This is a genomic window from Kribbella lupini (assembly GCF_039529595.1).
GTDB classification, from domain to species: Bacteria; Actinomycetota; Actinomycetes; order Propionibacteriales; family Kribbellaceae; genus Kribbella; species Kribbella lupini.
In genome coordinates, this window is sequence record NZ_BAAANC010000001.1 from 687,097 (window position 1) to 700,958 (window position 13,862).

At 70.1% G+C, this 13,862-nt stretch carries 13 protein-coding genes; 10 read left to right on the forward strand and 3 right to left on the reverse strand.

Annotated elements, in window-relative coordinates; all coding sequences use genetic code 11:
* Position 1: 1 nt before the first annotated feature.
* Entirely contained in the window at positions 2-1,246 is a 1,245-nt protein-coding gene (locus tag ABD235_RS03140) for a glycosyltransferase family 4 protein (RefSeq protein WP_344169012.1), read from the reverse strand.
* Positions 1,243-2,565, reverse strand: a complete 1,323-nt coding sequence (locus tag ABD235_RS03145) for a nucleotide sugar dehydrogenase (RefSeq protein ID WP_344169015.1) — start codon at positions 2,563-2,565, stop codon at positions 1,243-1,245. Before ABD235_RS03145 ends, ABD235_RS03140 begins: the two co-directional genes overlap by 4 nt.
* A 181-nt stretch (positions 2,566-2,746) precedes the next feature.
* On the opposite strand from ABD235_RS03145, the gene ABD235_RS03150 reads away from it, so the two are divergent.
* Genes ABD235_RS03150 through ABD235_RS03195 form a run of 10 tightly spaced genes read left to right on the forward strand, consistent with a single transcriptional unit; the run spans position 2,747 to position 13,154 of the window.
* Complete coding sequence (locus ABD235_RS03150) at positions 2,747-3,823, forward strand: NAD-dependent epimerase/dehydratase family protein (protein ID WP_344169018.1); 1,077 nt, start codon at positions 2,747-2,749, stop codon at positions 3,821-3,823.
* Positions 3,823-5,055, forward strand: coding sequence for a class I SAM-dependent methyltransferase (locus ABD235_RS03155; RefSeq protein WP_344169021.1), 1,233 nt, complete (start codon positions 3,823-3,825; stop codon positions 5,053-5,055). Before ABD235_RS03150 ends, ABD235_RS03155 begins: the two co-directional genes overlap by 1 nt.
* A 42-nt stretch (positions 5,056-5,097) precedes the next feature.
* Positions 5,098-6,012, forward strand: a complete 915-nt coding sequence (locus ABD235_RS03160; RefSeq protein ID WP_344169024.1) for a sugar phosphate nucleotidyltransferase — start codon at positions 5,098-5,100, stop codon at positions 6,010-6,012.
* Complete coding sequence (locus ABD235_RS03165) at positions 6,012-6,659, forward strand: PIG-L deacetylase family protein (RefSeq protein ID WP_344169027.1); 648 nt, start codon at positions 6,012-6,014, stop codon at positions 6,657-6,659. The genes ABD235_RS03160 and ABD235_RS03165 overlap by 1 nt, the downstream gene beginning before the upstream one ends.
* A gap of 14 nt (positions 6,660-6,673) precedes the next feature.
* Positions 6,674-7,798 (forward strand): class I SAM-dependent methyltransferase, encoded by a 1,125-nt coding sequence (locus ABD235_RS03170; protein WP_344169030.1) that lies wholly within the window; start codon positions 6,674-6,676, stop codon positions 7,796-7,798.
* A 2-nt stretch (positions 7,799-7,800) separates the two neighbouring features.
* On the forward strand, positions 7,801-9,090 hold the full coding sequence (locus ABD235_RS03175; RefSeq protein WP_344169033.1) for an MATE family efflux transporter: 1,290 nt from the start codon (positions 7,801-7,803) through the stop codon (positions 9,088-9,090).
* Positions 9,087-10,043: a glycosyltransferase family 2 protein gene (locus ABD235_RS03180; protein WP_344169036.1), complete on the forward strand. Its 957-nt coding sequence runs from the start codon at positions 9,087-9,089 to the stop codon at positions 10,041-10,043. Before ABD235_RS03175 ends, ABD235_RS03180 begins: the two co-directional genes overlap by 4 nt.
* The gene (locus ABD235_RS03185; RefSeq protein WP_344169039.1) at positions 10,040-11,284 is read left to right on the forward strand and encodes a polysaccharide pyruvyl transferase family protein; all 1,245 of its coding nucleotides are present in this window, start codon (positions 10,040-10,042) and stop codon (positions 11,282-11,284) included. The genes ABD235_RS03180 and ABD235_RS03185 overlap by 4 nt, the downstream gene beginning before the upstream one ends.
* Positions 11,284-11,832: a dTDP-4-dehydrorhamnose 3,5-epimerase family protein gene (locus tag ABD235_RS03190; protein ID WP_344169042.1), complete on the forward strand. Its 549-nt coding sequence runs from the start codon at positions 11,284-11,286 to the stop codon at positions 11,830-11,832. The genes ABD235_RS03185 and ABD235_RS03190 overlap by 1 nt, the downstream gene beginning before the upstream one ends.
* Positions 11,829-13,154, forward strand: a complete 1,326-nt coding sequence (locus ABD235_RS03195; protein ID WP_344169045.1) for a glutamate-1-semialdehyde 2,1-aminomutase — start codon at positions 11,829-11,831, stop codon at positions 13,152-13,154. The genes ABD235_RS03190 and ABD235_RS03195 overlap by 4 nt, the downstream gene beginning before the upstream one ends.
* A gap of 32 nt (positions 13,155-13,186) precedes the next feature.
* Here ABD235_RS03195 and ABD235_RS03200 read toward each other — a convergent pair whose 3' ends face one another.
* The gene (locus ABD235_RS03200) at positions 13,187-13,756 is read right to left on the reverse strand and encodes a phosphatase PAP2 family protein (protein ID WP_344169048.1); all 570 of its coding nucleotides are present in this window, start codon (positions 13,754-13,756) and stop codon (positions 13,187-13,189) included.
* Positions 13,757-13,862 lie beyond the last annotated feature (106 nt).

Sequence of the window (13,862 nt, forward strand, 5' to 3'; positions counted from 1 at the left end):
CTCAGGACCTCCCGGTCCGCGAGCCGACGATCCGGACCGGCGGTGCGGTCCGGGCCGTGCGGCCGGTGAGCCCGTCGTAGACGCCGACGTACGCTTTCTGCTGGTGCTTCCAGGCGAGCCGGGTCTCGACGAGCTCCCGGCCGAGCTGCCCCATCCGGCGCCGGCGGACCTCGTCGTCCAGCAGTTCCACGATCCCCTCGCCGTACTTGACGACGTCGTTCGGCTCGACGTACAGGGCCGCCTCCCCGGCCGAGACCCTGGTCTCGTGCAGGTCGAAGGCGACCACCGGCAGCTCGAAGGCCATGTACTCCATCGTCTTGTTCATCGTCGACACGTCGTTGAGCGGATTCTTCGGATCCGGTGACAACCCGAGGTCGGCGGTCGACATCACCCGCTGGACCGTCTCGTCCGGCACCCGGCCGGTGAACTCGACGTGACCGGCCAGACCGAGCTCGTCGCGCAGGGCCACCACCTCGTCGTAGCAGTCGCCACTGCCCATCAAGGTGAAGGCGACATCGGTGCGGCCGAGCTTGTTGATCACCACGTCGGCCGCCCGGACGACGATGTCGACGCCGTCCTGCGGCCCCATCACGCCGATGTAGGCCACCAGGTAGCGGTGACCGCGCCGGCACGACTCGTCGACCGCGCCCCGGCGCAGCTTGTCCGGGTCCGGCCCGGTCCGGACGACGGTCACGTCGCCGGGCAGCTTGCCGCTGCGGGTGATCGCGATCTCGCGGTAGGAGTCGTTGGTGGAGGTGACGTGGTCGGCGGTGCGGTGCGTCATCCGCTCGAGGAACCGAAGCCCCTTGTACGGAAGACCCGCGGCGTCGGGGAAGCGGGACTGGAACAGCTCCGGGCACAGGTCGTGGTGGTCGAAGACGAAGCGGGTGCGGTCGAGCCGGCGCAGCAGCATCGCGATCGGCCAGAAGATGTCCGGCGGGTTGCAGGCCTGCAGCACCTGGAACTTCCCCTGCCGGCGCGCCCGCAGCACCAGCCGCAGGGTCATCAGGAAGGAGTAGACGTACTCGAAGACGTACCCGAGCTTGCTGCCGCCGGGCGAGTAGCCGCGGTACTTGTGCATCGTGACGCCGTCCATGACCTGGTACGCCGGGTCGCCCGGCCCCTTGGGGCAGACCACGGTGACGTCGTACCCGGCGGCGACCAGCGCCTTGCACTCCAGCCAGACCCTTCGGTCGAAGGGCACGTGCAGGTTCTGGATGATGATCAGGACCCGGGGTGCGGTCACCAGCCCACTCCTTCGTAGCCCGGCAAGGCTTCGACGCCGGCGCCGAGCCGGCCACTGAGATCGATCGTCCGGGCCGGCGGGTGGCCGAGCAGGGCCTCGACGACCCGCGAGTCGGTGGAGGACACCAGCGCGAGGTCGGCGCCCCGCAGCGCCTCGACCGGATCGTCGGTCAGCACCCTGTGCAGGTGCGGGAGCTTCGACTCGACGTGCCGTTTGTTGGCCCCGACGAGCTGGCTCGGCTTGACGATCGAGTCGTAGATCCGGACGTGGTAGCCCTTGCCGATCAGCCGCTCGGCGAGCTCGACGCTCGGACTCTCGCGCAGGTCGTCGGTGGCGGTCTTGAAGCTCAGCCCGAGCAGCGCCACCTCACGACCTGGTCCGGCCACCACGCGGTCCACGACGTCGCGGACGCTCAGCTCGTTGCTGGTCAGCACTCCGGCCAGCAGCGGGAGGTCGGTGTCGTTGGTCCGGGCCAGGTGCAGCACCGAGCGCAGGTCCTTGGGCAGGCAGGAGCCGCCGAACGCGAAACCGGGCCGCAGGTAGTACGGCGAGATGTTCAGGCTGGTGTCCTGGCAGAACAGTTCCATCACGGCCCGCGAGTCGACGCCGTAGTTGCGGAAGATCCGGCCCATCTCGTTGGCGAACGACACCTTCGTCGCGTGGAACGCGTTGCAGGCGTACTTCAGCGCCTCCGCGGTCCGTACGTCGACGACCTGGACCGGTGTGGCCAGGAAGCCGAACAGGTCGCTCAGCGCCCCGCCCACCCGCGGATCGGCGGTGCCGACCACCACGAACGGCGGCGCGAAGAAGTCGGCCAGACCGGAGCCCTCACGCAGGAACTCCGGGCACATCGCGGTACCGAAGGTGAACCCGTCGACCGGCGGCTCGGCAGCGAGCACCGACCCCACCACGGTGTCGACGGTGCCCGGCGGCACGGTGCTGCGCATGACGATGCTGTGGAACCCCGACGCCGGCGGCGAGACGGTCCGCGCGGCCGCGGCGATGTCCTGGATCGCCCGCCGGACGTAGGTCAGATCGGTGCTGCCGCTGGCCGTCGACGGCGTCCCCACACAGATCAGGGAGACGTCCGCCCGGTCCAGGGCGAGCGCCGGATCGGTGGTGGCGTGCAGCCGCCCGGCGGCCACGGCGGCGGACACCAGCTCGTTCAGTCCCGGTTCCACCACCGGACTTCGTCCCGCGGCGATCGGTTCGACCTTCGCGGCGTCGACGTCCACCCCCCAGACCTCGTGACCGTTGGCCGCGAGACAGGCCGCGGTCACCGACCCCACGTAGCCGAGGCCGAACACGGCAACCTTCATAACGCCCCCCACTGACTCATCTGGCGTCCGAGAACTGCCGCTGGTCGGCAGCGCACAAGAGAACGGCGACGAGCTGCCTTTGATACAAGAAATCTCGATGTATCAGATCGGGACGCCGCGGATCTGTACTAGTCGAAGCCGGAACGTGGTCCGGCCACCGAACTGCGGCGAGGAGATGTCGATGAAGGTTCTGGTCACCGGAGATCGCGGCTACATCGGTGCGGTGCTCGTCCCGTTCCTGCGCGCGGCCGGCCACCAGGTCGACGGCCTGGACCTCGGCCTGTACGAGGGGTGCGACCTGCTCGGCGGCCCGGATCCGATCGGCGACCGGGCACCCCGGGACATGCGCGACGTCGGAGCGGCCGAACTGGCCGGGTACGACGCGGTCGTGTGCCTGGCGGCGCTGTCGAACGATCCGCTCGGCCACCTCAACCGCGACACGACGTACTCGGTGAACCTGGACGGAACCCTGCGGGTGGCCCAGGCGGCCAAGGAGGCGGGGGTGGAGCGCTTCCTGTTCGCCTCCTCCTGCAGCCTGTACGGCGCCGCCGGCTCCGAGGCGGTCGGCGAGGACGCCGACCTGTACCCGGTGACGCCGTACGGCGAGACGAAAGCCCTTGCGGAGAAGGAGTTGTCCAAGCTCGCGGACGACAACTTCAGCCCGACGTACCTGCGCAACGCGACGGCTTACGGCGCCTCGACCCGGTTGCGGCTCGACATCGTGGTGAACAACCTGACCGCGATCGCGATGACCACGGGCCAGATCCGGATGGAGAGCGACGGGTCACCGTGGCGGCCGCTGGTGCACATCGAGGACATCAGCCGCGCCTTCGCCACGGTGCTGGAGGCGCCCCGCGCGGTGATCCACGACGAGGCCTTCAACGTCGGCCGGCCCGAGGACGTCGTGCAGGTTCGCGACATCGCCGAGATGGTCGGCCAGGCCGTTCCCGGCTCCACCGTCTCGTTCGCCGCCGGCGCCGGGCCGGATCTGCGCAACTACAAGGTCGACTTCTCCAAGCTCGAGGACACCTTCCCCGACCTGCGCCTGCGGTGGACGGTCCGCGACGGGGTCGAGGAGCTGGCCGCGGCGTACCGCAAGCACGGCTTGACGCTCGACGACTTCAACTCCGCGCAGTTCGTGCGGCTGCGCAGAATCAACCAGCTGTTGTCGCAAGGACTGGTCGACGACCGGCTCCGGCGGCTGACCGACGACCAGTTCCCGGCTCCCGGGTCATCTGTTTTCGAGGAGATGCGCTGATGGTGGAATCTCTCGGCTGCCGACTATGCGGACAGCCCCTGACCCGCACGTTCGTGGACATCGGGATGTCCCCGCCCTGTGAGAGCTACCTGCGGGCGGACCAGCTCGACGAGGGCGAGACCTTCTACCCGCTGCACGTACGCATCTGCGACAACTGCCTGCTGGTCCAGTTGCCGGCCTACGTTGCCGCCGACGACGTGTTCAGCGACTACCTGTACTTCTCGTCGTTCTCGACCAGCTGGGTGGAGCACGCCCGCCGGTTCGTCGTCGACATGCGGCAGCGCCTCGGCCTGGGCGCCGACAGCCTGGTCGTCGAGGCGGCCAGCAACGACGGCTACCTGCTGCAGCACGCGGTGGCCCTCGGCATTCCCGTGCTCGGCATCGAGCCGGCCGCGAACATCGCCGAGGTCGCGAACGAGAAGGGGATCCGGACCGAGAGCTACTTCCTCGGGGAGCGGACCGGGCAGGACGCCGCGGCGCGGCACGGCAAGGCCGATCTGGTGGTGGGCAACAACGTGTTCGCGCACGTGCCCGACATCGTCGACTTCGCCAAGGGCCTGCGCGCGCTGGTCAAGGACGACGGCCTGGTGTCGCTGGAGTTCCCGCACCTGCTGCGGCTGATCGAGGGCCGGCAGTACGACACGATCTACCACGAGCACTACTCGTACCTGACCCTGCGGACCGCCTCGCTGGCGCTGGAGAAGGCCGGCCTGAAGGTGGTCGACGTCCAGGAACTGGTCAGCCACGGCGGTTCGCTGCGGGTCATGTCGGCACCGGTGGAGACGGCGGGGGAGCCGTCGGAGCTGGTGCTCAAGGTGCTGAAGAACGAGGAGGAAGCGGGGCTGCACACCGTCGAGGGGCACGCCGGTTTCGCGCGCGACGTGTTCGCGATCAAGGCCGATCTGGTGGAGTTCCTGGTCGGTGCGGCCCGCGAGGGCAAGTCGGTCGCGGGGTACGGCGCACCCGGCAAGGGCAACACCCTGCTGAACCACTGCGGGATCCGTGAGGACCTGCTGCCGTTCACGGTCGACCGCAGCCCGCACAAGCACGGCATGTACCTGCCCGGGACGCACATCCCGATCTTCGCGCCGGAGCGGCTCGCCGAGGTCCGCCCCGACTACATCGTGATCCTGCCGTGGAACCTGCGGGAGGAGATCGTGCACCAGCTCGGCTATGCACGGGAGTGGGGCGCGCGGTTCGTCGTCCCGATCCCGCGCCTCGAAGTGATCTGACCCGCCGGTCCAGACCGGCGAAACGACCAGGGGAGGGGTTCCATGAAGGTCGTGATCTTCTGTGGGGGGCTCGGGCTGCGGATGCGCAGCGGAGTCGATTCCGCACCGAAGCCGATGATGACGATCGGCGACCGGCCGGTGCTTTGGCACGTGATGCGCTACTACGCGCACTTCGGCCACACCGAGTTCATCCTGTGCCTCGGATTCGGGGGCGCCGCGGTCAAGGAGTACTTCCTGCGGTACGAGGAGACGCACTCCAACGACTTCGTGATGACCAAGGGCGGGCAGCAGGTCGAGCTGCTCGACTCCGACATCAGCGAGTGGCGGATCACGTTCGTCGACACCGGGATCGACACCAGCATCGGTGAGCGGCTGCGGCGGGTCCGGCCGTACCTGGACGACGACGACGTCTTCCTGGCCAACTACGGCGACGTGCTGACCGACGCGCCGATGGACAAGATCGTCGACCACGTGCTCGCCAGTGACATCACCGCGAGCCTGCTGGCGGTTCCGCCGCAGTCGTCCTTCCACGTGGTCGAGTTCGGCCCGGACGCCCGGATCAACGCGCTGCGCTCGGTCACCGACCTGCCGTTGTGGATCAACGGCGGCTACTTCGTGCTGAAGAAGGAGGTCTTCGACGTGCTGCACCAGGGCGAGGACCTGGTCGGCGACGCGTTCCCGCGGCTGGCCGCGATGGGCCGGCTGGAAGCCATCCCGCACCACGGGTTCTGGGCGCCGATGGACACCTTGAAGGAGCGTAGCCAGCTCGAGGAGCTGTACCGGTCCGGGACCAAGCCCTGGGCGGTGTGGTCACGGGAGGCAGGCGTTCCCCGCAGCACCGAGCATCCCGCGGTCCCCGCTCCGTCCGGCGCGGACACGAAGGTTGCCGAGAGCAATGGACGTGGCTCCGGCGGGAACGGGACCGAACTGCCGACGCCGACGGTGGCGGCGATCTGATGCTTCCGTTCCAGCTCGGCCTGCGGGGCCGGGACAGTCATGTGGTCGCCCTGGGGGCGCATCCGGACGACATCGAGATCGGCTGTGGCGGGACGTTGCTGCGGCTCGCCGAGACCGTCCCCGGGTTGACCGCCGAGTTCGTCATCGCGACCGGTGACCCGGTCCGCCTGGAGGAGGCCCGCCGCGGCGCGGAGCTGTTCCTCCCCGGGTGCGCGGTGACGGTCACGTCCGCCGAGCTGCCGGACGGCCGGCTCCCGACGTACTGGGAGCAGGTCAAGGAGCTGCTCGAGGCGACGGCGCGGGGGCGCCGGCCCGACCTCGTTCTGGCCCCCAGCCGTACCGACGCGCACCAGGACCACCGGACGGTCGCCGACCTGGCGACCACGGTGTGGCGCGACCACCTGGTGCTGAACTACGAGATTCCCAAGTGGGACGGCGACATCAGCCGGCCGTGGCTGTACGTCGCCCTGACCGAGGAGCAGCTGCGCGAGAAGGTCGCCCGGCTGCACAAGGCGTTTCCGTCGCAGGTCGGTCACGACTGGTTCGACGAGGAGGTCTTCGCGGGCCTGGCCCGATTACGCGGGATGGAGTGCCGCGCCCGGTACGCCGAGGCGTTCACGACCGGCAAGGCCGCACTCACATGGTGACGCGAGGGGGAGAGATGACGGGTTTCAGCTGTCGTGGATGTGCCGGTGACGACGTCACGCCGGTGGTCGATCTGGGCCCTCAGCCGTGCGCGGACCATTTCCCGCCGATCGACACGGCGGAGGAGGACCCGCGCTGGCCGCTCGAGCTGTGGCTGTGCCGTGACTGCAAGCTCGTCCAGCTCGGGCCGGTCGAGCCGCAGCTGCCCGAGCCGCCGCTGGCCGTCGAGTCGGCGACCAGCCTGGCCCACGCCGAAACCTCGGTGAAGGAACTGCTGGCCGAGCATCCGGAGCTGGCCGGCGCCACGGTCTTCGAGTTCGCCAGCCACCACGGCGGATCGTGGCTCGACCACCTGACCGCCGCGGGCTGCCGAATCGCGACCGGTTCCGGCAGTGCTGACCTGGTGGTGGACGTGCACGGTATCGCGCACGAGCCCGAGGTCGGCGAGATGATGCGGCTCCGGGCCGAACGGCTGGCCCCTGGAGGACTGCTGGTGCTGGAGTTCCACCACCTGCTGCCCTTGTTCATCGGCAACCAGTTCGACACCATCCGGCACGGCCACTGGTCGTACCTCTCGCTCGGCGCCGTCATCCGGCTGGGCGCACTGCACGGACTGGCGGTCGAGTCGGTGCGCCGGATCGACATGTTCGGCGGCAGCCTGCGGGTGATGCTGCGGCACTCGGCCGGAGCGACGCCCGACGAGTCGGTCGCCGAGATGCTCCAGGACGAGGCGGCCGCCGGAATCTCCGACGAGATCCAGCTGGCGACCCTGCAGGAGGCCGCCTGGCACGCGGCCGGGGCGCTGCACGACGAACTGGTCCGCCACAAGGCCGCCGGCCGGACCGTTCTCGGCTACGGCGCGCCGTCGAAGGCGCCGGTGCTGCTCGACCTGAGCAAGGTCGGCACGGACCTGCTGGCCTTCACCGTCGACGCCGCGCCGGGCAAGCACGGCCGGCGGATCCCGGGCTGCGGCGTACCGATCCGCTCGATCGACGAACTGCGCGCGGCCCGGCCCGACGTCGTCCTGGTGCTCACCTGGGACATCGCCGACGAGGTGATCTCCCAGCTCGAGGCCGACGGCCAGGGCTGGGGCGCCACTTACCTGGTCCCGCTGCCCGAACCGCACGAAGTCGTGGGCTGACCGTGAGAGGGGTTCTGCGCCGACTCACCTGGGGACTCGCCGACCAGGCCGTGACCAGCATGGTCAGCTTCGTCGTCGGGATCGTCGTCGCCCGCTCGATGGGCGCCGTCGAGTTCGGTGCGTTCTCCTTGGCCTGGGTGACCTACGGCGTCGTGGTGAACATCTCCCGCGGCCTGGCCACCGACCCGCTCGCGGTCCGCTTCAGCGGCGTACCGCGGCCGCTGTGGCGGACCGCGGTCGCGAGCTCGACCGGCATGGCGATCACGGTCGGCCTGGCGGCCGGCGCGGTCTGTGTCGTCGCCGGACTCGCCCTGGGCGGCAGACCCGGCGCGGCGTTCGTCGCCCTGGGGTTCGTGCTGCCGGCCCTGACGCTGCAGGACAGCTGGCGGTTCGCCTTCTTCTCCTCCGGTCAGGGCGGCAAGGCCTTCGTCAGCGACATCACCTGGGCGATCGCCCTGGTTCCCTTGCTGTACGTCGCCTCGCACCGTCCCAGCGTCACCTTGTTCGTGCTCGCCTGGGGTGCGGGGAGCGCGATCGCCGCGGTGGTCAGCGGCCTGCAGGCAGGCATCCTGCCCCGCCTGTTCAGCACCCGCCGCTGGTTCACCCAGCACCGCGACCTCAGCGTGCGGTACCTGGTCGAGAACCTCACCCTCAGCGGCGCGTACCAGTTCCGGATGTACGGACTGGGTGCGTTCGCCGGGATCGCGGCGGTCGGTTCGGTCCGCGGTGCCGAGATGCTGCTCGGCCCGTTCTTCATCGTGCTGTCCGGAGTCGGTCTGGTGGCGGTGCCGGAGGCGGCACGGGTGCTGCGCCGGTCGGTCAGCGGCCTGCGGACCTTCTGCCTGTTGCTGGGTGGAGTCCAGGCCGCGGCCGCACTGCTCTGGGGAATGGCACTCATCGTCGCCCTGCCGCACGACTGGGGCCACCGGCTGCTCGGCGACGTCTGGACCTCGGCGTCGGTGCTGTTGCTCCCGGCCACCTTGTCGGTGATGAACGCCAGCTTCTACACCGGAGCAGCCGCCGGTCTGCGCGCCCTGGGCGTGGCCCAACGCAGTCTGCGGGCGCAGCTGTGGGCGTCCGCGGCGTACCTGGTCGGTGGCGTCAGCGGTGGCGCGCTCGGCGGCGCCGAGGGATCGGCCTGGGGCGCGGCGGCCGCGACCTTCTTCGGCGCGATCGTCTGGTGGATCTACCTGAGAGCCGGGATTCGCGAACGACAGCAGGCCGGCGCCACGCCGTCCCTGCCCGAGTTCGGTCCGGAACCGGAGCACTTGCCTGAGATGAGGAGCACATGAACGCAGTACCTCGACTGACGGTCGGCCTGCCGGTCTACAACGGCGAGAAGTATCTGGCCGAGTCCTTGGACGCGCTGCTGGGGCAAAGTTACGCGGACTTCGACCTGATCATCTCCGACAACGCCTCCACCGACGGCACGGAGGAGATCTGCCGGGACTACCTGACGCGCGATCCACGGATCAGCTACGTGCGCCAGCCGGTCAACATCGGCGCCGCGCCGAACCACAACTACGTCTTCGAGCAGAGCCACAGCGAGCTGTTCAAGTGGGCGTCGCACGACGACCTCTACGGGCGCGACCTGCTGCTGCGCTGCGTCGAGGCCCTCGACGACGACCGGGAGCTGGTGCTCGCGCACGCCTGGCAGGCGATCATCGACCAGTCCGGCGACATCGTGCTGAAGGTCGACTACCCGCTGGCGACCGACGACCCGCGGGCGCCCGAGCGGTTCAGGAGCATGTTGTTCACGGTCGGCGGTGACGACTTCTACGGCGTGATCCGCTCGAACGTGCTGCGCCGGACGCCGCTCAACGCCAGCTACCACCACTCCGACCGCACCATCATGGCGGAACTGGCCCTGCACGGGCGCTTCCACCAGGTCCCCGAGCTGCTGTACTACCGGCGCGACCACCCGGACCGGGCGGAGCGGGCCAAGCCGACCATCCGCACCCGGGCCGCCAACATGGATCCCCGGCGGGCCGGCCGGCTGCGCAATCCGACCGCCCGGCTGCTGGCGGAGTACGTCGGTGGCTTCGTCGGGGCGATCGGCAGAGCGCCGTTGTCGTCGGCCGACCGGCGTCGCTGCCGGCTGTACCTGGCGCAGTGGCTGATGAGCAGGGCCTTGCCGGGGTCGTCGCAGCGGATCGAGGACAGCGCCGCGGCCTCCGCGGCTTCCGCGACGGCCGGACCCGACAACGTCGCGTCCGGCACGTACCGCAGGGCAGCTCAGGAATGAGTACGGCGCCACGGATCGCGATCCTCGGCTTGCTCGGCTCGGGCAACCTGGGCAACCACGCATCGTTCGAGGCGATGCTGGGTTTCCTGCGCGAGCAGCACCCGGACTCACCGATCACGTGCGTCTGCTCGGGTCCTGAGGAAGTGCGCCGGCAGTACGGCATCCCGTCGATGTCCATCACCTGGTACGAGCCACGCCGGGCCGGCCGGGGGCGGCTGAGCAGCCGGGCCGCGAAGGCCTTCGGCAAGGTGGCCGACCTGGTCCGCACACCGCTGTGGGTGCGCAAGTACGACATCGTCATCGTGCCGGGGATGGGGGTCCTCGAGACGACGCTGCAGCTTCGGCCCTGGGGCTGGCCGTACGCGCTCTTCCTGGTCTTCCTGTCCGGGCGGCTGCTGGGCACCCGGACGGCGCTGGTCGACGTCGGGGCGAACGTGACCCGGGAACTGTCCATCCGCTGGCTGTTCGGCACCACCGCCAGACTCGCCACCTACCGGTCGTACCGGGACGAGCCCTCGCGCCAGGCGCTGGCGACGATGGGCGTCGACGTCAGCGGGGACGAGGTCTACCCCGACCTCGCGTTCGCCCTGCCGCGCCCACCCGCCGCACCGGGTGCGCCGAGCCGCACGGTGGCCCTGGGCGTGATGGCCTATCGAGGCGCGAACGCCGACCGGGACCGTTCGGACGAGGTCTACACCGGGTACGTCGGCCGGATCACCGAGTTCGCCCGGTGGCTGGTCGACGAGGGCTACCGGGTCCGGCTGATCACCGGCGACCCGTCGGACCAGGAGGTCGTCTCCGCAGTGGTCGACGACCTCCGCCGGACCAGGCCGGGGCTTGCCGACGAGCGGCTGGTCAACGAGCCGGCGGCGTCGTTCGGCGAGCTGATGGACCAGCTCGCGGGGGTCGACCTCGTGGTCGCCTCGCGCTTCCACAACGTGCTGGCGGCGCTGAAGCTGGCGATCCCGACCATCTCGATCAGCTACGCCGCCAAGAACGACGTACTGCTCGCGGAGACCCGGCTGGCGGAGTTCCGGCAACCGATCCAGAGTCTCGACGTCCAGCGGCTGATCGAGCAGTTCAGGGCGCTGGAGCTGCGGGCGCCTCAGCTGCGACCCGAGATCGAGCACAAGCTCACCGAGTACACGGATGCGCTCGGGCGCCAGTACGGCGAACTGTCCTCGGCGCTCTTCGGGCCGGTGCGCCGGCATCGGATCCACGCCCTGATCAAGGAGGCATGATGGACGTCGTCCAGGTCCCCGGCATCGCCGGCGCGCTGATGTTCCTGCCCACGCCGTACGTCGACGAGCGGGGTTTCTTCTGCCGCACCTTCGACCGCGCGGTGGTCCGGTCGGCGGGCCTCGATCCCGACGCGTTCGAGCAGGACAGCGTCTCCCGCTCGGCCAAGGGGGTGGTCCGGGGTCTGCACGTCCGGGCCGGCCGCGGCGAGGCCAAGCTGGTGCGCTGCTCGTACGGCGCGGTGTTCGACGTGGTGGTCGACCTGCGACCGGACTCGCCGACGTACCGCAACCGTGAGTACTTCGACCTGACCGGAGCGAACCAGGTCACGGTCTACGTGCCGGCCGGCTGCGCGCACGGCTTCCAGGCCCTGACCGATCCCGCCGACGTGTCGTACCGGATCGACCGGGCCCACGATCCCAGCGAGGACGTGACGATCGTCTTCGACGATCCCGACCTTGCCATCGACTGGCCGCTCCCGGTCAGCCTGATGTCGGCGCGGGACAAGGCCGCGCCGTCGCTCGCCGAGGCGGCCAGGAGGCTGACATGAGCACCGGAGACAAATCGTTCCAGCGGTCGGGTGATCTGAACGTCCGGCTGCACGCCGTCGTTCCCGGCGGCGCCCACACCTACGCCAAGGGCGAGGACCAGTACCCCGCGGGGATGGCGCCGGTGATCACCCACGGCCGCGGTGCCCACGTCTGGGACGCCGACGGCAACGAGTACGTCGAGTACGGGTCCGGCCTGCGCTCCGTGAGCCTGGGCCACGCCCACCCTCGAGTGGTCGAGGCGGTCCGCCGCCAGCTCGAGCTGGGCAGCAACTTCGTCCGGCCGAGCGTGATCGAGCTCGAGGCCGCGGAGCGGTTCCTCGGCACCGTCCGGACCGCCGAGATGGTCAAGTTCGCCAAGAGCGGTTCGGACGCGACGACGGCGGCGGTCAAGCTGGCCCGGGCCGTCACCGGCCGGCCGCTGGTGGCGATCTGCGCGGACCAGCCGTTCTTCTCCACCGACGACTGGTTCATCGCGACCACCGCGATGCCGGCGGGCATCCCGTCCGCGGTGGCCGAGCTCACGGTCCGCTTTCCCTACGGCGATCTCGAGGCGACCGAGCTCGTGCTGCGGGAGCACGAGGGCCGGGTCAGCTGCCTGATCCTCGAGGCGGCGACGCAGAACGAACCACCGCAGGGTTATCTCGCGGGCCTGCGCGACCTGGCCCACCGCTACGGCTGCCTGCTGATCTTCGACGAGATGATCACCGGCTTCCGCTGGTCGGAGGTGGGCGCACAAGGCCTGTACGGCGTGACTCCCGACCTGTCCACCTTCGGCAAGGCCCTGGGCAACGGCTTCTCGGTGGCGGCGCTGGCCGGTCGTCGCGAGCTGATGGAGCGAGGCGGTCTGCACGACTCCCGCGAACGGGTCTTCCTGCTGTCCACGACCCACGGCGCGGAGACCCACTCGCTGGCCGCGGCGATCGCGGTCCTCGACACCTACGAGCAGGAAGGCGTCACGGCCCGCCTGCACGAGCTGGGGGAGCAGTTGGCGACGGGCGTCCGGCAGGCCGCGGCCGCCGCGGGTGTCGCCGACCACGTCGTGGTCCGGGGCCGGCCGAGCAATCTGGTCTTCGCGACTCTCGACGAGCAGCTGGAGCCGTCGCAGGAGTACCGCACGCTCTTCCTGCGCGAGCTGATCCTCGGCGGGGTGATCGGACCGTCCTTCGTGGTCAGCGCGGCGCTGACCGCTGCTGACCTGGACCGGACGGTGGAGGCCGTCGCGCGGGCCTGCGCCGTCTATCGCAAAGCCCTCGATGCCGGTGACCCGACCGGGTGGACGGGTGGACGTCCGGTCCGGCCGGTGTTCCGCACCTTCGCCTGAGGCGTGGGCTCGCCCCAGGCGGAGGCCCGGAACTAGCGGCGGTCGGCGAGCTTGTCGACCAAGGCCGCGGTGGCCGGAACCATCAGCAGGGCGCAGCCGAATCCGCCCAGGGTGTCGGTCGGGTAGTGGGCGGTGAGGTCGATCTGCGCGTAGGCCATCACCCCTCCACCCAGCAGGGCCAGACCGGTGACCACCACCGTCGCCAAGGCTCGGTCGAGCACGAGCACGTCGCTCAGGAACAGGCCGAGCACGAGACAGACCGCTGTCGTCGCGGCGGTGTGTCCGCTGGGGTAGGACAGGAAGTCCCCGTGGATGCGCCGGTCGACGAGCTCCTTGAGGACCAACGAGGTCGCGGTGACCACCACCACCGCGCCTACCGCAGTGAGCGCCAGCCGGTAACGGCCTGCGAGCAAGCACACTGCCGTGACCAGCAGAACCGCGAACAGCCGGCCGATCGGTTCGCCGACCCAGTCCACCACCAGGACGCCCCACCAGGCGGGTGACGGCGTGTTGATCCGGGGCTGGATCCAGCTGTCCAGTCGTCCTGGACCGGTCTGTCCCGCGTACAGCACCGCTGGTACGGCGAGGAGCACGGCCCCCACGATTGCCAGCGCCACGGCCGCCGGTCGCAGGGCCGGGATCAAGGCCGGCCGGGACCGTGGCGCGTCGACGCGCGCCGAACCCCCCGGGCTCCGCCCCATTTCCCCA